A 22,183-nucleotide genomic window follows, 5' to 3' on the forward strand; every position below is an offset into this window, starting at 1 on the left:
ACCCTAGCGAAGCGAAGAAGTAAATTAAAAAGTTGACATTAAAAATTTGATATTAAGAGGAGGAAGCCCGGTGGGCTTCAGGTATGCGAACTTTAGTTCGCTTTAAAATCTTAGCAGGAATGGATTACCTCCGGTGATCCCGTTCTGGGTTGCCCTAAACGATAAAAACCAAAACACGGCAATCAGCCGTGTTTGTTTTTTTATTTTCTGACCATTTACAAAAGCGAACTTTTGACATGGTCAGAAAATAAAAAAACCGAAACGAAAGTTTCGGTTTTTCTCGGTGGGCGATGAGATTTGATATTAAGAGGAGAATGTCCAGTGGACATTCGGCATTACATTTTAAATACTTGTGAGTGATGAGGATTACCTACGGTGATCCCTTTCTGTGGTGCCCTGAACAAAGAAAACCTGTGGCTGATGCTCAGCCTTGTTTTTTTATTTTCTATCCGCTTACAAAAGTGAACTTTTGACACGGCTATAAAATAAAAAAACCGATTAGTTTCCTAATCGGTTTTCTTTGTGGGCGATGAGGGATTCGAACCCCCGACCCTCTCGGTGTAAACGAGATGCTCTGAACCAACTGAGCTAATCGCCCGTCTTGCGCTTGATTGCGAGTGCAAATATAGACCGTTTTTTTGATTCTGCAAATTAAAATGAAAAAAAATTACAAAATTTCTGCAACGACAAAAGTGCTTCCGCCTACATAGATGAAGTCATTTGAGGAAGCTTTTTTTGTAGCGTTCTCATAAGCGTTTGAAACAGAATTATATATTTGACCCTTAAGTTCAAAATTGGAGGCTTTTGTTGCCAAAATTTCAGCTTCCAATCCGCGAGGAATATTAGGTTTGCAGAAATAATATTTTGCATTTTTTGGAAACAAAGGCAGAATGTCGCCTAGATTTTTGTCATTCACGACACCCAAAACAATGTGCAATTGGTCAAATTTTTCCTTTTTCAATTGGTTTAAAACAATCGATAAACCATGGGCGTTGTGAGCCGTGTCACAAATAATCTTTGGATTTTCGCCTAATTGTTGCCAACGACCTTGTAAATTGGTGTTTTGGATCACATTCAAAAAGCCTTTTTGAATATCTACTTCCGAAAAGTGAAGCAGTTGTTTTTCTTGCAATACTTTCAAAGTTTGCAATACCGTTTTTTTATTGTGAAACTGATAATCGCCCAACAAAGTCGTAGGATAATCTTCCTGAACCAAATCGGAAGCAAAGTAAATCTCGGATTGCGTTTCTTTGGCTTTCGCTTCAAAAACCGGTTTGGTTTTGCTTACATATTCGCCGATAACCACGGGAATATTCAGTTTGATGATTCCGGCTTTTTCAAAGGCTATAGCTTCGAGCGTGTTTCCTAAAAACTGAGTATGGTCTAAACCAATATTGGTGATTACAGAAACCAGCGGCGTGATAATGTTAGTAGAATCCAATCTGCCGCCCATACCAACTTCAATAATATTAATGTCAGTTTGTTCTTTAACGAAGTATTCAAATGCCAGTCCAACACTCATTTCAAAAAAGCTCAATTCATGGGCTTCAAAAAAGGATTTGTTTTTGTTGATAAAATCACAAACATAGTCTTCTGAGATAGGTTTGCCATTAATTGTAATTCGTTCTCGATAATCTTTTAAATGTGGTGAAGTGTACAACCCAACTTTATAACCTGCTTCTTGTAAAACCGAAGCGAGTAGGTGAGATGTTGAACCTTTGCCGTTGGTTCCGGCTACATGAATGCATTTTAACTGTCTTTCCGGATTACCTAAATGATTGGCTAATAAAACGGTATTGGTGATGTCTTTTCGATACGCCGTGGCACCCTGCGTTTGGTACATCGGTAATTGGTTAAACATCCAATCAAGTGTTTCTTTATAAGTCATAATAAAAAAAAGAATAGCTTTCGCTATTCTCCTAATTTGAAATTGATAACAATGAATCCAATTTGAGTTTCCGGAGCGTTACTGTCGGGTTGCCATTTGAATTTTCGTGCTGCTGAAAGAGCAGGATTAACTAAACACGGATTGGTATTGGTTGTTCCTTGTGCATATTTTGCCGCTATCACGTTTCCACTTCGGTTAACCGTAACTTGTACTACAACCCTTCCTTCCTCGTTACAATCTTGTACTTCTTTGGCAGGCGAGCTTAATCTTCTTCCTTTTAAACCCCAACTCGTTCCGTTTCCTGAACCATTTCCGGTTCCACTACCATAAAAACTATTGGCATAACGGTCGCCATTTGGGTCACCTTTATCGCCCGGTAAGTTGTCATTACCATGACTGGCTTCAGCACCGGTTGTTTTTGGGCCATTTATTAAACTTTCCAAAGCACTAGTGGTACTTTGTGATAATTTTGGTTTGGGTTTAACGACTTCCTTGACTTCTTTCACAGGTTTTTTAGCGTCTGTTTTCTTGATAACAGGAGCGTCTGAATTATCCTGTGTCGCAACTTCATCTTCTACCGCTTTTTGTGGCGGTGTATATTCCGGTTGTGGTGAAGATTTTACCGGTTCAAGTGGCTGTACTTCGCCTTGACCAACCTCAGAGGTGCCAAAGTTGATGGCTATACCATTTTCAGGTGGCGGATCCATGTAGGTCAATCCGAAAAAGAAGCATAACAAAAGCAATATCACAAAAATTACTGTTGTGATGCCAAATGATTTTTTCTCTTCTTCTGTTTCTAAAAACTTCATAATTGAGTTATTTAGGTCTTACGGCCAATACAATTTTCATTTGATTTCTATTGGCAATATCCATTACATAAACGGCTTTTTCAATAGGCACGCCTTCTTCTGCTCTCAGAATAATTGGCATGTCTTTGTCTTTAGCGGTAAGCGACAATAATTGTGCCTCAATTGAACTTTCTTCCACCGGAGTTTTGTCGATGTAGAATTTCAAGTCTTTATTGATACTTACCGAGATACTTTTGTTACTATCGGTTTTCCCTTTTGCTTTAGGCAATACTAAATCCAAAGCATTAGTGGTGACCATAGTCGATGTCAACATGAAGAAGATCAACAATAAGAATACAATATCCGTCATAGACGACATATTGAATTCAGGACTGACTCTATTTCTACCTCTTAAATTCATCTTATTTCTTTTCGTTTAGTAAGTCAAAAAACTCAACACCGTTCAACTCCATTAAGTGAACTACTTTGTCTGTTTTTACCACTAAGTGATTGTAACCAATGTAAGCAATTAAGCCTACAATTAGTCCAACAACAGTTGTGGTCATAGCAGTGTAAATTCCTTCTGCCAAAGCGCCAACTTCTATTTGTCCACCACCGCTTGCCATTTTATGAAACGCCATTATCATTCCGACTACAGTTCCAAGAAATCCGGTCATTGGACCAGCTCCGGCAATAGTAGCTAGCATACTGGTGTTTTTTTCTAACCGGTAAACTTCTAATTTTCCAGCATTTTCAATGGCTGTATTGATGTCTTCTAATCTGTTACCGATTCTGGAAATTCCTTTTTGGATTAATCTGGAAACTGGTGAGTTGGTGGAAGCGCATAACATCTTGGCCGAATCAATTCTCCCATTAGAGATGTGGTCTTTAATCTGCATCATAAAATTATTGTCTATTTTAGAAGCCGCATTGATGGCCATTAGTCTCTCAAAATACAAATACAACGCAAAGAAAAGCATCACAAATAAGGCAATCATAACGATTTGTCCGGCTAAACCGCCACTGGTTAAAAGTTCCCAAATAGAAATGGTTTTCTCAACGGGTGCTACTTCTGTTAAAGCATCTTTGGCTACTGAAAGTGAGTCGGCTTGAAGAAATAAACTCATGTGATTAATAGGTGTTAAATGGTTATTGGATTGATGTAAATATATTTATAATCTTTTGATGTAAAACAATATTTTAGTTTTACTTTAACTTCTTAAATGTATAACGCAAAAAAACTTAAAATATTATACCAATTGTTTTAAGGCAATTTCAAAAGCAGTTGCGCTGATATTCTTCTTGTCTGAATTCAAAGCGTAGGCTTTATCCAAGGCTTTTTTTATCGTTTCCGAAATGTCATAGAAGATGGCTTCGTCTGTCATTTGTACTTTTTTCTCCATGAAGTAAGCAAAAACTCTGGCCATACCACAATTGGATATAAAATCCGGAATCAAACTTACTTTGCTGTCTGTCTCCTCCATAATCGAGCCAAAAAATATTTCCTTGTCGGCAAACGGTACATTGGCACCGCAAGAAATTACTTCTAGACCATTGGTAATCAAGTTGTCGATTTGGTTTTTGGTTACCAATCTTGAAGCGGCACAAGGCGCAAAAATATCGGCACCCAATGTCCAAATTCTTTCGTTGATTTCGGCAAACGGAATCATATTTTGGGCAACCAATTTATTACCGTCTTTATTTAAGAACAACATTTTAATTTCTTCAAAAGAGAAACCTTCTTCTTTAATCACACCACCATCGCGGTCGATGATGCCGACTACTTTGGCACCCATTTCAGCCAAATAAAAAGCCGCAGCCGAACCTACGTTTCCAAAACCTTGTACAATCGCTTTTTTGCCTTGTACATCACCACCGTAAATATTATAGTAATGACGAACCGCTTCAGCAACGCCAAAACCGGTAATCATATCGGCAACAGTATATTTTCGCAATACATCCGGAGAAAACTTAGGGTTTTCTATTACCTTAATTACACCTTGACGCAATTGGCCGATTCGGTTGATTTTATCGGCTTCTGTCGGTTTGAAATGCCCGTTGAAAACGCCTTCTTGCGGATGCCAAACACCGCATTCCTCGGTAAACGGAATAACTTCGTGGATTTCGTCTACATTCAAATCACCACCGGTTCCGTAATAGCTTTTTAACAAAGGAGAAACGGCTTTGTACCAACGTTGCAACACGCCTTTTTTGCGTGGATCATTCGGGTCGAAATTAATACCGGACTTTGCACCACCGATTGCCGGTCCTGACACTGAAAATTTCACTTCCATAGTTTTGGCCAAAGACAATACTTCATTCATGTCTAAGCCTTTTCTCATTCTCGTTCCGCCACCGGCAGCACCACCGCGAAGGGAATTAATTACGGTCCATCCTTCGGCTTCAGTTTCAGCATCTTTCCAGTTGAATACGATTTCAGGTTCTTTGTTTTCGAATTTTTTTAATAAGTCTTTCATTGTTTTGTTTCATCTGAATTGGGTTCAGATTATCATTTTAGTTAGAGTCAATTTAGTTTGCGGTGCAAATATAGTAATTATGAGTTAGGAGTTATGAGTTAGGAGTTGGGATTTGTTTTTAAATATTTATTTGATTTACTCGGAATTGTATCTTTACTTTTTGTGACCTAAAAGTTTTTTTTTACTTTAGTAAGGTTATAGTTACTGACTTTTTAATAGGTATGAGAAAGAGAGATAAGCTGGCCATCATTAGACAATATTATCCCAATGCTTCCACTACTATAGATAGTGTAAATCGGTTAATAGATTTTGTAGAAGAACAATTGGATTTAGAACCTAATCAAGTTATGTTGGCCGACAGTATTTGTAGTGATGATGTGAATAGTATTCAATATCCGGTTAGAACGCATGAATTTTTAGGGCCGTTTAAAATGGGCGGACTAGATGGTTTTCCATTTACCGGTTTGACCGGAATGGGCGCTTTTGCCAGCCATGTTCCTGACGAAGGCGCTGTTTTTATTTATTATGGTCCGCATATTGGCATTTCAAAAGAAGGATAGTTGGTGAAATACATCGTTTTGGTCAATCTAAAAATTCGGGATGTTGTGGTGCAGCTCGAGCAGCTTTGGGTAAATTACAAAATAATCAAATCCAAGAAGGTAATATCACCGAAATGGATTATCAAATGAATACTTTGGAACAAATTGTCCTCAAAGAGAAAAACAGAATTACATCGGCAACAGTTCCGCTATATGAAACTACTGAGGTTATTTATGAAGCCATAGATAAGCGAATAAATGAATTGGTTGAGGCTACAACTTACAATTGTAAATATGTAATATTGGTAGGAGCCATTCTCATTAATAGTGATACAGATATAGGTTCGTTTAGTGCTACAAAGCGCTTTGACGTGATTGAACTGGCTACTGGCAAACGAATTGATTACCTTAACAAATATCTTTTATAAGCTATGTATACTAAAAGAAATTATGGTTTTTGGCAAACCTTTAATTGGTCGAAAATGCCTTTTATTTATGGGGCAATTTATGCGGGTATTGTTTTATTCGTCTATTATTGGTTAAAAAAAAGTTACGAAATAGACATTTCCTTACCTTGGCAACCCATCAGCGTATTGGGTATTGCTGTTGCTTTTTATTTGGGATTTAAGAATAATGCCAGTTATGACAGAACATGGGAAGCCCGTAAAATTTGGGGTGGAATTGTCAATAATAGTAGAACTTTTGGAGTGGCAGTAACGGCTTTTATTCAAGGATCAAAAAAGGAGGAAATCCAAAAAAGAATTATTTACCGCCACATTGCTTGGATGACTGCTTTGCGCTACCAATTGCGTTTGTCTCGTGAATGGGAACATCAAGAAGAAAGAATCAAAGGCATCTATTTTCCGGAGGCTACGGATAAGTATTTTGACAATCTTGATGGGGAACTTTGCCAACTTTTGGCTAAAGAAGAACTCGAGGATTGTATGGGTAAAGCCAATATTGCGGTACAAATTTTAAAACACCAAGCGAATGATTTACAAGCTTTGCGTGACCAAAATTACTTTGATGATTTCAGACACATGGAGTTTCACAAACTAATAGGTACTTTTTATGACGACCAAGGGAGAAGTGAACGGATTAAAAACTTCCCTTTTCCAAGGCAGTACGCTTCAGTGGCGTTGTGGCAAGCCCTTATTTTCTCCGTCTTAATTCCTTTTGGGATGTTGAATGTTTTTGCAGATGCTAAAGAATGTTCTCATTTATTGGTAGTGCTTTTTTCAGCCTTAGTGATTTGGGTTTTCTTTTTGATGGAAAAAATTGGAGATTACTCAGAAAATCCTTTTGAGGGTTCGTATAACGATATTCCGATTACGGCTATTTCCAAAGGTATTGAGATTGATTTGCGCCAAATGATAGACGATGAAAATATTCCTGCGCCTTTGAAGAGCGAGAATGGTTTTTTGATGTAGTTAAGGTTGAAATATTATTCCACTACTATGATCCTTCTTTGCACCTGTAACACTACTCAAAACATTAATCTCTTTCCTTAATTTCAATACGCCGAGTAACCCAAAAATCAACGCTTCTTTGTATTCTAAAGTTTTAGCATCGGGAACAATTAGTTCTAATTCGGGTAAGTAATCTTGCATGCTTTCTAATAGAAAAGTATTGTAAGCACCGCCGCCGGTTATGAGCATATTACCACTTCTGTCGGGTAAGGCAAAGGCTGTTTGCTTGGCAATGTGCTTGATAAAAGTATGCATTTTGTCTTCAATACTCAGGTCGTAACTTTCCATCAATGGCAACACAATCGTTTTGACAAATTCAAAACCCAAGGATTTCGGATAAGGTTTTTGGTAATAAGATAGGTTATCCAATTCTTCCAATAAAGTCATATCGGTTTCTCCTGAACGAGCTATATCTCCTTTGTCGTCATAAGATAAGCCGAGTTTGTTCGCATAAAAATTCAAAACCGTATTCACAGGCGAAATGTCAAAAGCAATTCGTTTTCCCTCTTGTTCAAACGATACATTGGAAAAACCTCCCAAATTCAAGCAATAATCATAATCGGAGAATAAAATTCGGTCACCAATCGGTACCAAAGGCGCACCTTGTCCACCGAGTTTCACATCTTGCACTCGGAAATCACAAACGATGGTTTCGCCAACAATTTGAGCAATTTCTTTTAGGTTGCCAATTTGCAAAGTGTAACCATTTTGCGGTTGGTGTAAAATGGTATGGCCATGACTGCAAACGGCATCGAGATTTTTGATTTTATGTTTTCGGATAAAATCTTTGATGATATTACCTAATAAAAAGGTGTAATCTTTGTTGAGTTGGGTCAATTCTTTTTTTGAAAAGTCAACCGCTGTTCGCAATTTGTTTAACCAATCGTCGCTATAAGAAATCGTTTCACTTTCAAGGATTTTATATTGCCATTTGGCACCAATTACCCTAAAATGAACATGTGCCAAATCAACGCCATCCAACGATGTGCCCGACATGACGCCGATAACGGTATAACTTTCTTTCAACATTGGCTAAATTTACGAAAACGTTTGAAATTGTAACTTTTAAATCCTATTTTTGCACACCAAAATTAAAGAAACAACAAACATAATCGTTACAATTTATGGATTTTAATTTAACCGAAGAACAGTTAATGATTCAACAAGCTGCCAGAGATTTTGCTCAAGCGGAATTGTTACCCGGCGTAATAGAAAGAGACGAACATTCTAAATTTCCCACCGAACAAGTCAAAATGATGGCTGATTTAGGATTCATGGGAATGATGGTCGATCCAAAATACGGTGGCGCCGGTTTAGACAGTGTTTCTTATGTTTTGGCAATGACCGAAATTGCTAAAGTAGATGCTTCGGCTGCGGTAATCATGTCGGTGAACAACTCTTTGGTGTGTGCCGGAATGGAAAAATACTGTTCGGAAGAACAAAAAATGAAATATTTAGTGCCTTTGGCCAAAGGAGAAGTAATCGGTGCGTTCTGTTTGTCTGAGCCGGAAGCCGGAAGTGATGCTTCTTCGCAAAAAACTACGGCCAAAGATATGGGTGATTACTATTTGTTAAACGGTACCAAAAACTGGATTACCAATGGTGGAACAGCTTCGACTTACTTAGTAATGGCGCAAACCGATGTCGAAAAAGGACACAAAGGCATCAATGCTTTTATTGTTGAAAAAGGTTGGGCAGGTTTCGAAATCGGACCCAAAGAAAAGAAAATGGGTATCCGCGGAAGCGATACACACTCGTTAATGTTTACCGATGTAAAAGTGCCGAAAGAAAATCGTATCGGAGCTGACGGTTTCGGTTTCAACTTCGCGATGAATGTGCTGAATGGCGGAAGAATCGGGATTGCTTCTCAAGCTTTGGGAATTGCCACCGGTGCTTATGAATTAGCGTTGAAATATTCGCATGAGCGTAAAGCTTTTGGGAAAGAAATTTTCAAACACCAAGCCATTGCTTTCAAATTGGCCGATATGTATGTGAAAATCACGGCTGCCAAAATGTTAATCATGAAAGCAGCTTGCGAAAAAGATGAAGGTAAAGACATCGCACATTCCGGAGCTATGGCGAAATTATATGCTTCTGAAATTGCTTTGGAAGTGGCCAATGAAGCAGTACAAATCCACGGTGGAAACGGTTACGTAGCCGAATACCACGTAGAAAGAATGATGCGTGATTCAAAAATTACTCAGATATACGAAGGTACTTCAGAGATTCAAAGAATTGTGATTTCGAGAGGTTTGGTTTCTTAATCAAATCGTTAACAAATAGAGAAACCCTTTTAGTGTAATTACTGAAAGGGTTTTTTATTGGAATAAATTTATACATTTACACTATGTATGAAGAATTAAAATATTGGTATCTCCGCGATCACAAATTGTTTTGGACACTAAGCATGTCACAAATCAAGCAGTTGTGCATCATCACGGGTTTTAAAAAAGCCAAAAAAGGCGATGTGATTTATTTTTCTTCTTCGGATTTGCCTCGCGTTTTTTTACTCAAAAAAGGCAATATCAAAATTGTTTCCATAGATGAAGACGGAAACGAAACCATCAAAGATATCATCGAAAAAGGCGATTTGTTCGGTGAACTTGAACTCGATAGTGATAGAAACTCTAATGAATACGCCAAAGCACTGACAGATGATGTCGCTATTTGTAGTTTTCTCTTGTCGGATTTTGAAGATTTGTTGTTGCGTAATCCGAGTTTGGCGCTGTCTTACACCAAGTTTGTCGGCTTGAAATTAAAACGCATCAAAAACAACTATGCCAATTTGGTTTCCAAAGATGCTAAAACAAGACTACTAACTTTTATTAAAGATTGGGCGGAACGCGATGGCAAAAAAGACGGCAATAGAGTAACGATTCAAAACTATCTTACCCAAAACGATATCGCTCAAATCATTTGTACTTCACGACAAACCGCTACCGTTTTATTAAATGAATTAGAAGAAAGCGGCTTGATGCATTACGGCAGAAAAGAGATTATCATTGAAGATATTTCGAAGCTCTAAGGTTTTTTGTCCCAATTGTAAACTAACCGACAAAACCGCATTTCATGGTGTTATACTTTTGCTTTATCAAATTAGATAATTTAAAATTAAACACATGAAATCAATTTTAATTCTCGTTGTTACTTTTCTTTCTTTAACAACATCAGCGCAAAATTCAAGAGCAACTCATTTCAATTTAGATAAAAAAGTAGCCATTCAAGGGTATGATCCTGTTGCTTATTTTACGCAGAAAAAAGCCGTAAAAGGCAAAAAAGAAATCGCTTCCACTTATGAAGGTGTAATTTATTATTTTTCTTCTCAAGCCAACAAAGAAGCTTTCGCCAAAAATCCTTCCGGTTATGAACCACAATACGGCGGTTGGTGTGCTTTTGCGATGGGCGATTATGGTGAAAAAGTAGAAGTCAACCCGGAAACTTTTAAGATTTTGGATGGCAAATTGTATTTGTTTTACAATGCTTTTTTCAACAATACTTTGAAAAGCTGGAACAAAGACGAATCCAACCTAAAGAAAAAAGCCGATGCCAATTGGAAAAAGATTAGTGTTCAGTAATCAGTAGTAACTTCTAAATAGTCTAGTAATCTGACTTTCTAATAATCTAAAAATGAAAAACCCAATTATATTATGGATTATCAAACTCACCGCCGTGATAATCCTGTTACAAACTTTATACTTTAAATTCACCGCCGCCGAGGAAAGTGTGTACATTTTTAAAACCTTAGGCATTGAGCCTTTTGGTCGAATTGGTTCGGGTGTGGTCGAATTAATCGCTTCGATTTTAATCTTAATTCCGAGAACAACTTTACTAGGTTCATTTTTAGGATTATGCACGATGTTGGGAGCGATTTTTTCTCATATATTTGTTTTAGGAATAGAAGTGCAAAATGATGGTGGAACGTTATTTATTTTGGCTGTAATTACATTAATAAGCTGTTTGCTTTTGGTGTATGCAGAACGAAATAAAATTCCGGATTTGTTACGATTTAAATTGTAAAACTATTTTTTGATCAAAATCGTAACTAATGAATAAACAAACAACAACTAAAATATGCTTATTCCGGCCATCAACAAAACCCTAAACGAACTGTCAAGCTTGGTCTCGCAACTTTCAGATGACGATTATTGTTGTCCATGTCACGACTTGAGCAATGCCACGATTGGTGAACACACACGACACATTATCGAAATGTTTCAATGTTTGGAAAACCAATACGAAAACGGCATTGTCAATTATGATATTCGAAAACGAGATTACTTGATTCAAACCAATACGACTTTCGCCAAAGAATGTATTGATACTATTTTGAACCAAGTCGATAAACCCAATAAAGAATTACAATTGCAACAAATTGTCGATGGCGAAGAATTGCTAATCGACAGTAATTACCAACGCGAATTGTTGTACAATTTAGAACATTGTATTCACCATCAAGCGTTGATTAAAGTGGCGATTCTTCAGTCGAAAACCATTGAAATTGATGCCAATTTTGGCGTAGCGCGTTCTACCATCGAATACCGAAAACAATGTGCACAGTAAGTTTTGTCAAGGCCAATGGTAAAATTATCATTTCGTCAAACCGTGATGAGCAAATCATTCGCCCGAATGCCATTGAACCCAAAACGTATCACCTCAATAATAAAAAAGTCATTTTTCCCAAAGACAACAAAGCCGGTGGCACTTGGTATGCCATTGACGAACATTCTAATGTGTTGGTTTTATTAAATGGTGCCGAAGAAAAGCATTTTTTAAAAGACAGTTATCGCAAAAGTCGTGGTTTAATTGTACTCGATTTAATCGCTGCCGAATCGCCTTTGGAAGCTTGGAAAACCATTGATTTACTCAATATCGAACCGTTTACTTTGGTTTTATTCGAAAGTCAAAAACTATATCAATTGCGTTGGAATGAATCGGAGAAAAGCATTTTAGAATTAGACACCAATCAAAGTCATATTTGGTCATCATCGACTTTATATTCAAAAGAAATCCGAGAAAAAAGAGCGAATTGGTTTTATACTTTTCTCGATATAAAACCTGAAGTCAACGAAGCAGAATTATTCAATTTTCACCGTTATACCGAAGAAGAAAACAACGAACACGGCTTAGTCATCAACCGAAATAATATTTTAAAAACACTCAGCATTACACAAACCATTTTGGAACAAAACAAAGTAACAATTCATTATTCAGATTTAATTGCCGAAAAAGAATATGCTAACGTTTTTATATCCGTATAAATCATAAACCTGAAACCTGAAACCTGAAACTTGAAACTCTGAACCTGAAACTTTGAAACTCTTCCTCCACAAACTCTTCCATTGGGAATATTGGCCGTTCAAAATTGTTTACATCCCGATATATTTTCTTTGGGCTTATTATGCGTTGAAAGCTCGGACGATTTTCTTTTTCAATACTTGCAATCCAACCATGCGAAACGGAGGTTTTATTATGGATAGTAAAAAGGAAATCTATGATTTAATTCCGCAACAGTTTTATCCTAAAACCAGTTTGGTTAAAGAACAGTTGCCTTTTGAAGAAGTCGGAAATATTTTGAGTAATGCCAAAATCGAGTTTCCTTTTATCGCCAAGCCTGATATCGGTTTGCGTGGTTCAGCAGTGAAAAAAATTAACACGCTTGACGATTTAAAAAGTTATCACAACAAAGCCAATTTTGATTATTTAGTGCAAGATTTGATTCCGTTTCCGAATGAAGTCGGGATTTTTTATGTCCGTTATCCGCAGGAGAAGAATGGTAGAATCACCGGAATAGTCGCCAAAGAATTCCTAATCGTTGAAGGTGATGGTTGTTCAACGATTGAAGAGTTACTGAAAACCAATCCACGATACGAATTGCAATTAAAAGCCTTGCAAAAAGAATACGGCAACCAACTCAAAGACATTTTACCCAAAGGCGAAAAGCGCAATTTGGTTCCTTATGGCAATCATGCTCGCGGAGCGAAATTTTTAGATTACAGTCATTTAATTTCTCCGGAATTGACCAAAGTGATTGACAATATGTGTCTGCAAATCGATGGGTTTTATTTTGGTCGAATGGATTTGATGTACAATAATTGGGCAGAATTGGAACAAGGTAAGAACTTTTCCATTGTAGAATTAAACGGCGCGGCGAGTGAACCAACCCACATTTATGATCCCAAACATTCATTGTTTTTTGCCTGGAAAGAATTGGCGCGACACATTACGTATATGTATGAAATCAGCGTGGAAAATCACAAACGCGGTTATGATTATTTGCCGCATAAAATCGGGATGGAACAGTATAATTTACATTTGGAACAAAGCAATAAGATTGTCAACTTTTAATGCAAAACTTAAAAAACATATTCGTTGGATTTATAGTAAGTTTCATCGGGTCAATTCCTTTGGGATATTTAAATGTTGTGGGTTTTCAGGTTTATCAAAAATCGGGTTTGTCGCCAACAATCTTGTATTTATTAGGTGTAATCATTATAGAATTTTTCGTGATTTATTTCACCCTGATTTTTGCAAAACGATTAGCTGAAAATAAAAAGTTAACCAAATATATTGAAGGCTTTTCGATTGTTTTCATGTTTGTTTTGGCCTATATTTTTTATTCTAGTGCCGATACTAAAAGTAATTTTTCAATAACTTTTAATTATGTGCCATTTCTTCTGGGAATTGTATTAAGTTGCCTCAATTTTATCCAAATTCCGTTTTGGACCGGCTGGAATCTTTGGCTTTTGAATGGCCATTATATTGAAATCTCGGGTTCGAGAAAGTATGTTTTTGTTTTGGGAACTATTGCCGGAACTTTTTGCGGTATGCTGACCTTGATTTTGGCACTGCATTACTTTGCTTCTAATGTTGGCTTTTTGGCCAAATATTTAATGCAAGTCATTATTCCGCTTGTGTTTATCGGATTTGGGATTTGGCAAGGATTTAAATTTTGGAAGAAATATTGCTAATGGTTTTCAAATCCTTACTTTTAGTATATTTACGACAAGAAAGAAACTCATGAAGAATATCATCATCACAGGAACTTCGCGTGGCATTGGTTACGAATTGGCTTTGCAATTTGCCCAAGCCGGACACCAAGTTTTAGCCATTTCCAGAAAAACACCACAAGCTTTACTCGAAAACGAAAACATCACCTGTCTTTCGGTAGATTTAGGACAAGAAGAAGAATTGTCTGAGGTTGAAAAATTCCTTTCAAATGCTTGGAAGCAAGTCGATATCATTATTCACAACGCCGGAATTTTAGTCAATAAACCGTTTGCTCAAATCACACAATCCGATTTTGAGAGTGTTTACCGAGTAAATGTTTTTGGTGTGGCCAATTTGACGCGAATTTGTTTGCCATATCTAAAAAAGGGCAGTCATGTGGTTTCCATCAGTTCGATGGGTGGCATTCAAGGCAGTATGAAATTCCCGGGATTGGCGGCTTACAGTTCGAGTAAAGGCGCGGTAATTACGCTTTCAGAATTGTTAGCCGAAGAATACAAAGAACACGGCATTGCTTTTAATGTTTTGGCACTCGGAGCCGTGAATACCGAAATGTTGCAAGAAGCTTTTCCGGGTTACGAAGCCCCAATTTCTGCAGCAGAAATGGCTAATTACATCTTCAATTTTGCTCTAACCGGTAATAAATACCACAATGGTAAAGTGATTCAAGTGTCTTCTTCAACACCATAATTTTTTAACCTGAAACTTGAAACCTGAAACACTTTGAGCGAAGTCCTTTCCAAATATTTACCCGAACACGCAGTGTCGTTTTGCTTTGAACTAATCAAAAGCAACAATGTGCATTTGAAAATCGTCAACGAACGTCAAACCCGTCATGGAGATTATCGCCGCGCAGTAGGAGGAAAGCATGAAATCACGGTGAATGCCAATTTAAATAAGTATCGTTTTCTGATTACTTTGGTTCACGAAATTGCACATTTGGTGGCTTATGAAAAATTTGGGAGATTAATCAAACCGCATGGCAACGAATGGAAGCATACTTTTCAAAGATTGATGGTGCCGTTTATTCGACCTGAGATTTTTCCGCATTCGGTGTTGCCTTTGGTGGCCAATCATTTTAGAAATCCAACCGCAAGTAGCGACACTGATGCCCGATTGGCTTTCGCCCTAAAACAATTCGACGAAAGAAAGCCTGATATTCATTTTGTTCATGAAGTACCAAGCGGAAGTTTATTCAGAATCAAAAACGGCAGAATTTTTCAAAAGAAAGGCTTACGGGTTAAGCGTTACGAATGTTTGGAAGTCAAAACCGGAAGATTGTATTTATTCAACGCCAACGCTGAAGTTGAAATAATTCCTGGATAAGATGATAAAGAGAAAGCCTTATTTGTTGTTGTTTGTGGTTATTGTAACACTAATGATTGGTTATTTTTTGACCGATGCAAAAGCTACTACAATCTTAAATTGTCATGACATTTATTTTGTAACATTAAAGAGGACTATATTCCTTTTTTTTATTTTGCTGTTCGGAATATGTTCTCTCATCTATCTTATTCTGGATATGCTAAAAGTTCAATTATGGAAGAAGAGCATTTGGATACATATTATAGGAATTATTCTGTCAACTGGTTTATTCTTTTTGATAGATTATCTTTCGGAAATTTATGAGTATAGGCAAAAAACAGTTGAAGATTTGATTAGTCCTCCGAATTATCAATTATATTTTGGTGTGTCAATTTTGATTTCAATTTCACTACAATTGTTTTTTTTAATAAATATCTTTGCATCCATAATCAAAAAACTCAGAACCTCGGATTCTCAGTAACTCAGTACCTTAAAAATGAACAACAATTATTACGCAATATTAATGGCCGGTGGCGTTGGTTCCCGATTTTGGCCGGTAAGTACTACCGATTTTCCAAAGCAATTTCATGATATGTTAGGTTCGGGCGACACTTTGATTCAAAAGACCTTTAGTCGTTTGGCTAAGTTGATTCCGGCAGAAAATATTTTCATTTTGACTAATGAACGTTACAATGGTTTGGTTTTGGAACAATTGCCCATGGTGAAGCAAGAGCAAGTGTTATTAGAACCGGCAATGCGTAATACGGCGCCGTGCATTTTATATGCTTCGCTAAAAATTCAAAAACTAAACCCAAATGCCGTAATGGTTGTCGCGCCAAGCGATCATTGGATAGAAGATGAAATAGAGTTTACCAATAATTTACAACAGTGTTTTGATTTTTGCCAAAAAGAAAATGCTTTAATGACTTTAGGCATTCAACCGACTTTCCCCAATACAGGTTTTGGTTATATAGAGTTTGATGAAAAAGACTTAAATCCGATAAAAAAAGTCAGTCAGTTTAGAGAAAAACCCGATTATGAAACCGCCAAATCGTTTTTAGAAGCCGGAAATTTCCTTTGGAACGGCGGTATTTTTATTTGGAGTGTGAAGTCGGTAACCGAAGCTTTTGAAAAATTCCAACCACAAATGAATGCTTTGTTCCAAAAAGGTTCAGACAGTTATAATACTCCAAACGAAAAGCAATTTATCAACGACAATTACAGTAAAGCTGAGAATGTTTCAATCGATTATGCCGTAATGGAAAAAGCCGACAATGTTTATGTTTTGCCGGCCACTTTCGATTGGAACGATTTGGGAACTTGGGGTTCGCTTCATGAAAAACTCGATAAAGACGATCAAAACAATGCCGTCGTAAATGCGACAGTAATTTTGGAAAATGCTTCTAATAATATCATTCGTTCCGATGCTAAAAAGCTTGTTGTTATTGATGGTTTAGATGATTATATTATTGTTGATAATGAAAATGTACTGATGATTTATCCGAAAAGTAAAGAACAAGACATCAAAAAAATCACAGCCAGGGCTAACGAATTATAGATGAAAAGACCTCAATACTCATCTAGAAGTGTTAAAAACTAAGAATTTACGTAACCGCAAAGTTTTTATTGTATCTTTCCATTTAGTTTTGTCAGAAAAAAATAGTGCTAAATGAACGGTTTTAAATTGAAGTTTACTTTTGTCTTTTTGCTTATTACACAGTTGACGTTTGGTCAATTATCCAATTTTACTCTAACAGTCACCAGAACCAATGAAACTTGTACAGCCAATGGAACGTTGACATTCAATGTTTCAGGAACGACAACAGGATCAACTATTTTGTATTCCATATATCGTTTGCCTAATGTTTCCACTCCGGTATCGATTCAATCAACAAATAATTTGGCCGGGCTAATTGCCGGAACTTATAGGGTTATTGCCACTCAGTCTTTAGGCGGTGATAACGGAACGCAACAACAAGATATTGTTATAGAAGATTTGGTTGTTGACTTAACTTATCAAGTAAGTAGTGTTAGGGAAACTTGTGGAAATGATGGAACAATAAGCGTGAATGTTTTATCGGGTACCGTCGCAACCAACGGATTGATTTACGAATTGTTTTCCGGGCCAATGATCAGACCGTTGCAAACCTCCAATGTCTTCAATAATTTAACAGCCGGTGAATATCTGATTAGGGTTTTTGACAATTGCGGAGAAGGTGTTGTACAAACGTATAATTTGCAAAGTGCTGATACCGATTTAGTATTTGATTTATTTCCACCTAATTTAGCCAGCTGCACAACGGTTAGAATAGGCGCCGGTTTTGAATCTGTTTTGCCTTATCCTCAAGGGGTTGTGAAATTTCCTTTGCAAATAGTGACTACGCTTATTCCGCCTTCAGGACCAGCCATAACATATACGCAGACGATTTCAAATGGTATCGAGTTTTCGCAAATAGTTCCTTTGTTTGCCAATCAAAATTACAGCTATACTTTCACAATAACCGATGGTTGCGGCACAGTTTACACGTTAAATGGCCAAATAGATGATTTATCAGTCGAAGCCAGTTACCAAGTTTTACCTGAAGATTGTACGCACCAACAAGTTACTTTCTTTAGGGTAACAGATGTGATTTTAGTTTCAGCACCATCGGGTTTTTCGACAACATTGCCACAGAGTTATACTGCTTCTATTGTCAACAATTCCGTTACAATTGGGGGGTTAATTGCCGGGACTTATGTTTTTAATACCATAGATACTTGTGGGAATCCACAAGAATTTACTATCGAGGTTATAATATCTGAAGTAGCGCCACCATTTACTTTTTTATACAATGTAAATTGTCTTACAGGCTCAGTAATCATCAGCGGAATATTAGAATTGGTGATGATTTCCGCACCACCAACTTATAACGTTCCTTTACCACATGACTATACAAGCTTGATAAATGATGCCAATTATGCCACATTTGAAAATATCCCGGTTGGAACTTATGTTTTTGAGGTGTTGGATTTGTGTAACCAACCACAGCCAGTAGTAGTAGTTATTGCGCCGGTTTCTGTAAATCCAATTCTAACTGTTGCTGAAGGATGTCAAGATGGTTTTGGTACGATTCGATTGACAGGACAATTTACTTCAATTTCAATGACTGCTGCTCCCACATCCTATGGTGTAAATTTGCCGTTAAATTTGATGGGAAATCTAATTTCCAATGGAACTACACTTGTTTTAGACATGTTGCCTGCCGGAAATTATGTCATTCAGTCGATGAATCTTTGCAATGTTCCATACACTACCAATATCACGATTTTGGGTCATCAGGATATTACTAATGTTACGGTTACACCAAATTGCGGCTCATTTAATCTTAATTTAAATAACACAACAAATACTGATATAACAACCTCTTATTGGTTGCAAAAGTTAAACACTGCGACTAATGATTGGGGTCATCCTCTGACCAATGTAGTTTATGACAATGGGACGTACCCAAATAACATTAATTCTGTTTTATTAACGAATAATAGCATCAATTATAATTTAGCTTACCAAGGTCATTTTAGAATTTTAAAAGTATTCGAAAGTTTTGAGTTGAATAATCCGGATCCTGTGAATTGTTTTAAAACGATTTATGAATTTGATTTCAACGGATTACCGCGAATTAATGATGTTTATGCTGTTTCTTGTGGTGGCACTTTTGAAGTTATTGTAATGGCAGAAGGTTTTGCCCCATTGCAGTATAGGATAACTACCAGAAATGGTGCGTCATTTGTAGTTGAGAACGGCAACTCCAATATTTTTACAGGTTTACAACCTGCTACTTATAACTTTCAAGTGGAAGATGCGTGCGGGAATTTTTTAAATAGCGCTTTTGAGATTTTGAGTCCAAATCCACTAACCATTTCCGCTAATGAAATCAATTGTGACGGAGAGAATCTTACATTGTCGGCACCTAATTTTTCCTTTTTTCAGTACGAATGGTGGAAAGACAACAATACTACAAATATTCTCAGTACTACAAGTTCATTAAGTTTTGCGCCTTTTAATTCAGCTGTCAATAACGGAACTTATCATGTTAGAATAACTTATGCCAATAATCAGAATTCGTGTTTAAATCAAGTGCTAAGTTATACGGTGACGGTTACCAATGTTCCTCCGGATGCAGGAATCGGTGGTTCGTTTACCTATTGTGGTCGTCAAGGCAGTATCGATTTGTTTACTCTTTTACAAGGCACATTTGATACCGATGGCATTTGGGATGAAATGACTTCAAGCGGTGCACTTACTAACAATATTTGGGATTCGAGCAATGTCGCTTTTGGTAGTTACGAATTCAGATATCATGTAGATGGTAGTTGTAATTTCTTTGAAGAAGCTTTTATCAATATTACTATAAATGAAATCCCAACAATTCCGACAGCTAGTGCAGCTAGTGTCATTTGCGAAGGCGGAAATCTTCAACTATATGCAACCAATGTTCCAAATGCCAATTACCAATGGACCGGACCAAACGGATTTACTTCAACAGTACAAAATCCTATTTTCAATACTATTTCTCCAAGTATCAATGGAACCTATACGGTTACAGCTTCCCAAAACAATTGTCAATCCGGAAGTTCAAGTGTGGATGTTATGGTGAATGCTTTGCCGGAATTCGAGTTAAATCAAAATTGTATTGAAGGCGAATATGTAGTAACGGCAACACCGGTCAACAATTCATTCGATCCTTTGACCGCTAATTATACTTGGACAGGGCCAAACAGTTTTACGTCCGCTCAAAATCCGATTGTCATTACTCGTGGTGAAATAGGTATTTATAATTTGACAGTAACAGATGGCAATGGTTGTTCGGTGGCTCAATCGATAAATGTGATAAGAACGATTTGCTTTATTCCGAATGTGATAACACCGAACGATGATTTTACTAATGACAGCTTTAATCTTGCCGGTTTTGAGGTAGACAGAATTGAAATCTACAACCGTTGGGGCCGAAAAGTATATGAGAAAAACAATTATATTGATGAATGGCATGGCCAAAACATGAAAGGAGAAAGACTGCCTGATTCGACCTATTATTATATTCTCAGTTTAAGAACCGGTGAAAATAAAGTCGGTTGGGTTTTTGTCAGCAACAATCAGTAAGCTATAAATCGCCTTTGTTCTGCGCTTTTCTGATTTTTTTGAAAAGATTGGAAGAATACACAAAATCGGTTATCGCTTCGTTATCGGTTTTGAAGATTTCTTTCTTCGTTCCTTCCCAAGCTAGAACGCCTTCTTTGAGGAATATGATTTTTTCGCCAATTTCCATTACGGAATTCATATCGTGCGTATTGATTACTGTGGTGATGTTATATTCTACCGTAATTTCATGAATCAAGTTGTCAATGACAATCGCCGTTTTTGGGTCAAGTCCTGAGTTAGGTTCGTCACAAAAAAGATACTTCGGATTGTTGACAATCGCTCTGGCAATCGCTACCCGTTTTTGCATTCCACCTGAAATTTCAGAAGGTTTTTTATGATTGGCATCGATTAGATTCACACGGTTGATTACAAAATTGACACGTTCTTTAATTTCGGCTGCCGACTTGTTGGTAAACATTTTCAAAGGGAAACCAACGTTTTCTTCTACAGTCATACTGTCAAAAAGCGCACTGCCTTGAAATACCATTCCGATTTCGGTGCGCAAAGCTCTTTTTTCATCCGGAGTCAAATCAGAATAAATTCTGCCGTCAAAAGCAATAGTTCCTTTGTCAGGTGTATGAATTCCTAATAAACTTTTGAGTAAAACCGTTTTTCCCGAACCACTTTGGCCAATTATCAAATTGGTTTTTCCGGTCTCAAAAACGGTAGAAATCCCTTTTAAAACTTTGCTTTCGCCAAATGACTTTTCGATGTCTTTTACTTCTATCATTAGGTTAAAAGTAATTGTGTTAATATATAATTGGCCAAAATAATAGTTACCGATGTCCAAACAAAGGAAACCGTACTGGCCTTTCCAACTTCTAAAGCGCCACCTTTCATATAATAGCCGTGAAATGAAGGAATCGTGGCCAATAACATAGCAAAGACAAAGGTTTTGATAAAGGCATAGGCAATATGAAACGGAATAAATTCTTGTTGAATTCCGGTGACAAATTCGTTGCTTGAAGCAAATCCGCCATAAACACAAGCAATATAACCACCAAAAACTCCCAAAAACATCGAAATTCCAATGACAAAAGGATAGAGTAAGAGGGCAATGATTTTTGGGAAAACCAAATAGTTCAAAGAATTAACTCCCATAACTTCCAAAGCATCAATTTGCTCGGTAACACGCATCGTTCCTATACTTGACGTAATAAATGAACCCATTTTCCCCGCCATGATAATTGAAATAAAGGTTGGCGCAAACTCTAAAATTACTGATTGTCTCGTTGCAAAACCGATGAGGTATTTCGGAATCAAAGGATTGGTTAAGTTTAATGCTGTTTGAATAGCCACTACACCGCCTACGAAGAAGGAAATAAAGCAAACAATTCCAAGCGAATCAATGATTAAATCATCAATTTCCTTGAAAATCAATTGCCTCATGGCCGACCATTTTGTGGGTTTGTTAAATACTTCTTTTAACATCAAGAAATATTTTCCTATTTGAGATAAATAGCGAACGAGCATCATAGGCTTAAAATAATGTCAAAAATAGTGATAATAATGTGAAAATATACCAATTAATGA

At 37.0% G+C, this 22,183-nt stretch carries 23 protein-coding genes and 1 tRNA gene; 15 read left to right on the top strand and 9 right to left on the bottom strand.

Features of this window, described 5'->3' with window-relative positions:
- Positions 1–523 precede the first annotated feature (523 nt).
- The 6 genes from ACK4R1_RS10825 to ACK4R1_RS10850 all read right to left on the bottom strand — a co-directional run bounded on the left by ACK4R1_RS10825 (position 524) and on the right by ACK4R1_RS10850 (position 5,153).
- Positions 524–598 (bottom strand) — tRNA-Val (locus ACK4R1_RS10825).
- A 69-nt stretch (positions 599–667) separates the two neighbouring features.
- On the bottom strand, positions 668–1,888 hold the full coding sequence (locus tag ACK4R1_RS10830) for a bifunctional folylpolyglutamate synthase/dihydrofolate synthase (protein ID WP_409686727.1): 1,221 nt from the start codon (positions 1,886–1,888) through the stop codon (positions 668–670).
- 23 nt (positions 1,889–1,911) lie between these two features.
- Positions 1,912–2,697, bottom strand: coding sequence for an energy transducer TonB (locus tag ACK4R1_RS10835; protein ID WP_409686728.1), 786 nt, complete (start codon positions 2,695–2,697; stop codon positions 1,912–1,914).
- 7 nt (positions 2,698–2,704) lie between these two features.
- The gene (locus tag ACK4R1_RS10840; RefSeq protein WP_409686730.1) at positions 2,705–3,097 is read right to left on the bottom strand and encodes an ExbD/TolR family protein; all 393 of its coding nucleotides are present in this window, start codon (positions 3,095–3,097) and stop codon (positions 2,705–2,707) included.
- A 1-nt stretch (position 3,098) separates the two neighbouring features.
- Positions 3,099–3,803, bottom strand: coding sequence for a MotA/TolQ/ExbB proton channel family protein (locus ACK4R1_RS10845; RefSeq protein WP_409686732.1), 705 nt, complete (start codon positions 3,801–3,803; stop codon positions 3,099–3,101).
- Positions 3,804–3,926: 123 nt separating this feature from the next.
- Positions 3,927–5,153 (bottom strand): Glu/Leu/Phe/Val dehydrogenase dimerization domain-containing protein, encoded by a 1,227-nt coding sequence (locus ACK4R1_RS10850; RefSeq protein ID WP_409686734.1) that lies wholly within the window; start codon positions 5,151–5,153, stop codon positions 3,927–3,929.
- A gap of 221 nt (positions 5,154–5,374) precedes the next feature.
- Between ACK4R1_RS10850 and ACK4R1_RS10855 the strand changes: the two genes are divergently transcribed.
- From ACK4R1_RS10855 to ACK4R1_RS10865, 3 genes are read left to right on the top strand one after another with little or no spacing between them, the layout of a single operon-like run.
- Positions 5,375–5,713, top strand: coding sequence for a hypothetical protein (locus ACK4R1_RS10855; RefSeq protein ID WP_409686736.1), 339 nt, complete (start codon positions 5,375–5,377; stop codon positions 5,711–5,713).
- 8 nt (positions 5,714–5,721) lie between these two features.
- Complete coding sequence (locus ACK4R1_RS10860; protein ID WP_409686885.1) at positions 5,722–6,120, top strand: hypothetical protein; 399 nt, start codon at positions 5,722–5,724, stop codon at positions 6,118–6,120.
- A gap of 3 nt (positions 6,121–6,123) precedes the next feature.
- A complete protein-coding gene (locus ACK4R1_RS10865) occupies positions 6,124–7,122 on the top strand; it encodes a bestrophin family protein (protein WP_409686738.1) in 999 nt (332 codons plus the stop codon).
- Here the strand turns inward: ACK4R1_RS10865 and ACK4R1_RS10870 are convergent, their stop codons facing one another.
- Positions 7,123–8,190, bottom strand: coding sequence for an anhydro-N-acetylmuramic acid kinase (locus ACK4R1_RS10870; RefSeq protein WP_409686740.1), 1,068 nt, complete (start codon positions 8,188–8,190; stop codon positions 7,123–7,125).
- 95 nt (positions 8,191–8,285) lie between these two features.
- On the opposite strand from ACK4R1_RS10870, the gene ACK4R1_RS10875 reads away from it, so the two are divergent.
- The 12 genes from ACK4R1_RS10875 (at position 8,286) to ACK4R1_RS10930 (ending at position 20,611) form a co-directional block, all read left to right on the top strand.
- Positions 8,286–9,425: an acyl-CoA dehydrogenase family protein gene (locus ACK4R1_RS10875; RefSeq protein ID WP_409686742.1), complete on the top strand. Its 1,140-nt coding sequence runs from the start codon at positions 8,286–8,288 to the stop codon at positions 9,423–9,425.
- An 83-nt stretch (positions 9,426–9,508) separates the two neighbouring features.
- On the top strand, positions 9,509–10,186 hold the full coding sequence (locus ACK4R1_RS10880) for a Crp/Fnr family transcriptional regulator (protein ID WP_409686744.1): 678 nt from the start codon (positions 9,509–9,511) through the stop codon (positions 10,184–10,186).
- 94 nt (positions 10,187–10,280) lie between these two features.
- Positions 10,281–10,736: a YHS domain-containing (seleno)protein gene (locus tag ACK4R1_RS10885; RefSeq protein ID WP_409686746.1), complete on the top strand. Its 456-nt coding sequence runs from the start codon at positions 10,281–10,283 to the stop codon at positions 10,734–10,736.
- A 52-nt stretch (positions 10,737–10,788) separates the two neighbouring features.
- Positions 10,789–11,178, top strand: a complete 390-nt coding sequence (locus tag ACK4R1_RS10890) for a DoxX family protein (protein WP_409686747.1) — start codon at positions 10,789–10,791, stop codon at positions 11,176–11,178.
- Between the two features lie 54 nt (positions 11,179–11,232).
- Positions 11,233–11,721: a DinB family protein gene (locus tag ACK4R1_RS10895; RefSeq protein WP_409686749.1), complete on the top strand. Its 489-nt coding sequence runs from the start codon at positions 11,233–11,235 to the stop codon at positions 11,719–11,721.
- Positions 11,709–12,419: an NRDE family protein gene (locus ACK4R1_RS10900; protein ID WP_409686751.1), complete on the top strand. Its 711-nt coding sequence runs from the start codon at positions 11,709–11,711 to the stop codon at positions 12,417–12,419. The genes ACK4R1_RS10895 and ACK4R1_RS10900 overlap by 13 nt, the downstream gene beginning before the upstream one ends.
- Positions 12,420–12,471: 52 nt before the next feature.
- The gene (locus ACK4R1_RS10905; protein WP_409686753.1) at positions 12,472–13,506 is read left to right on the top strand and encodes a D-alanine--D-alanine ligase; all 1,035 of its coding nucleotides are present in this window, start codon (positions 12,472–12,474) and stop codon (positions 13,504–13,506) included.
- A complete protein-coding gene (locus ACK4R1_RS10910; protein WP_409686755.1) occupies positions 13,506–14,129 on the top strand; it encodes a hypothetical protein in 624 nt (207 codons plus the stop codon). The genes ACK4R1_RS10905 and ACK4R1_RS10910 overlap by 1 nt, the downstream gene beginning before the upstream one ends.
- 49 nt (positions 14,130–14,178) lie before the next feature.
- Complete coding sequence (locus ACK4R1_RS10915; RefSeq protein ID WP_409686756.1) at positions 14,179–14,856, top strand: SDR family NAD(P)-dependent oxidoreductase; 678 nt, start codon at positions 14,179–14,181, stop codon at positions 14,854–14,856.
- Positions 14,857–14,889: 33 nt separating this feature from the next.
- On the top strand, positions 14,890–15,492 hold the full coding sequence (locus ACK4R1_RS10920; RefSeq protein ID WP_409686758.1) for a SprT-like domain-containing protein: 603 nt from the start codon (positions 14,890–14,892) through the stop codon (positions 15,490–15,492).
- A gap of 475 nt (positions 15,493–15,967) precedes the next feature.
- Positions 15,968–17,029, top strand: a complete 1,062-nt coding sequence (locus tag ACK4R1_RS10925; RefSeq protein WP_409686760.1) for a mannose-1-phosphate guanylyltransferase — start codon at positions 15,968–15,970, stop codon at positions 17,027–17,029.
- 111 nt (positions 17,030–17,140) lie between these two features.
- Positions 17,141–20,611 carry a gliding motility-associated C-terminal domain-containing protein gene (locus tag ACK4R1_RS10930; RefSeq protein ID WP_409686762.1) on the top strand — a complete coding sequence of 1,157 codons (3,471 nt, stop codon included), beginning with the start codon at positions 17,141–17,143 and terminating at the stop codon, positions 20,609–20,611.
- Between the two features lies 1 nt (position 20,612).
- Here the strand turns inward: ACK4R1_RS10930 and ACK4R1_RS10935 are convergent, their stop codons facing one another.
- Together ACK4R1_RS10935 and ACK4R1_RS10940 are read right to left on the bottom strand one after the other, a co-directional pair.
- Complete coding sequence (locus tag ACK4R1_RS10935) at positions 20,613–21,380, bottom strand: ABC transporter ATP-binding protein (RefSeq protein WP_409686764.1); 768 nt, start codon at positions 21,378–21,380, stop codon at positions 20,613–20,615.
- Positions 21,380–22,126, bottom strand: a complete 747-nt coding sequence (locus tag ACK4R1_RS10940; RefSeq protein ID WP_409686766.1) for an MlaE family ABC transporter permease — start codon at positions 22,124–22,126, stop codon at positions 21,380–21,382. Before ACK4R1_RS10940 ends, ACK4R1_RS10935 begins: the two co-directional genes overlap by 1 nt.
- Positions 22,127–22,183: the final 57 nt, after the last annotated feature.

Source organism: Flavobacterium sp. (assembly GCF_046293665.1).
Classification (GTDB): Bacteria; Bacteroidota; Bacteroidia; order Flavobacteriales; family Flavobacteriaceae; genus Flavobacterium.

Coding starts and splice junctions, on each gene's coding strand:
- ACK4R1_RS10830 (WP_409686727.1), bottom strand. CDS start 1,888: ATGACTTATAAAGAAACACTTGATTGGATGTTTAACCAATTACCGATG.
- ACK4R1_RS10835 (WP_409686728.1), bottom strand. CDS start 2,697: ATGAAGTTTTTAGAAACAGAAGAAGAGAAAAAATCATTTGGCATCACA.
- ACK4R1_RS10840 (WP_409686730.1), bottom strand. CDS start 3,097: ATGAATTTAAGAGGTAGAAATAGAGTCAGTCCTGAATTCAATATGTCG.
- ACK4R1_RS10845 (WP_409686732.1), bottom strand. CDS start 3,803: ATGAGTTTATTTCTTCAAGCCGACTCACTTTCAGTAGCCAAAGATGCT.
- ACK4R1_RS10850 (WP_409686734.1), bottom strand. CDS start 5,153: ATGAAAGACTTATTAAAAAAATTCGAAAACAAAGAACCTGAAATCGTA.
- ACK4R1_RS10855 (WP_409686736.1), top strand. CDS start 5,375: ATGAGAAAGAGAGATAAGCTGGCCATCATTAGACAATATTATCCCAAT.
- ACK4R1_RS10865 (WP_409686738.1), top strand. CDS start 6,124: ATGTATACTAAAAGAAATTATGGTTTTTGGCAAACCTTTAATTGGTCG.
- ACK4R1_RS10870 (WP_409686740.1), bottom strand. CDS start 8,190: ATGTTGAAAGAAAGTTATACCGTTATCGGCGTCATGTCGGGCACATCG.
- ACK4R1_RS10875 (WP_409686742.1), top strand. CDS start 8,286: ATGGATTTTAATTTAACCGAAGAACAGTTAATGATTCAACAAGCTGCC.
- ACK4R1_RS10880 (WP_409686744.1), top strand. CDS start 9,509: ATGTATGAAGAATTAAAATATTGGTATCTCCGCGATCACAAATTGTTT.
- ACK4R1_RS10885 (WP_409686746.1), top strand. CDS start 10,281: ATGAAATCAATTTTAATTCTCGTTGTTACTTTTCTTTCTTTAACAACA.
- ACK4R1_RS10890 (WP_409686747.1), top strand. CDS start 10,789: ATGAAAAACCCAATTATATTATGGATTATCAAACTCACCGCCGTGATA.
- ACK4R1_RS10895 (WP_409686749.1), top strand. CDS start 11,233: ATGCTTATTCCGGCCATCAACAAAACCCTAAACGAACTGTCAAGCTTG.
- ACK4R1_RS10900 (WP_409686751.1), top strand. CDS start 11,709: ATGTGCACAGTAAGTTTTGTCAAGGCCAATGGTAAAATTATCATTTCG.
- ACK4R1_RS10910 (WP_409686755.1), top strand. CDS start 13,506: ATGCAAAACTTAAAAAACATATTCGTTGGATTTATAGTAAGTTTCATC.
- ACK4R1_RS10915 (WP_409686756.1), top strand. CDS start 14,179: ATGAAGAATATCATCATCACAGGAACTTCGCGTGGCATTGGTTACGAA.
- ACK4R1_RS10925 (WP_409686760.1), top strand. CDS start 15,968: ATGAACAACAATTATTACGCAATATTAATGGCCGGTGGCGTTGGTTCC.
- ACK4R1_RS10930 (WP_409686762.1), top strand. CDS start 17,141: ATGAACGGTTTTAAATTGAAGTTTACTTTTGTCTTTTTGCTTATTACA.
- ACK4R1_RS10935 (WP_409686764.1), bottom strand. CDS start 21,380: ATGATAGAAGTAAAAGACATCGAAAAGTCATTTGGCGAAAGCAAAGTT.
- ACK4R1_RS10940 (WP_409686766.1), bottom strand. CDS start 22,126: ATGATGCTCGTTCGCTATTTATCTCAAATAGGAAAATATTTCTTGATG.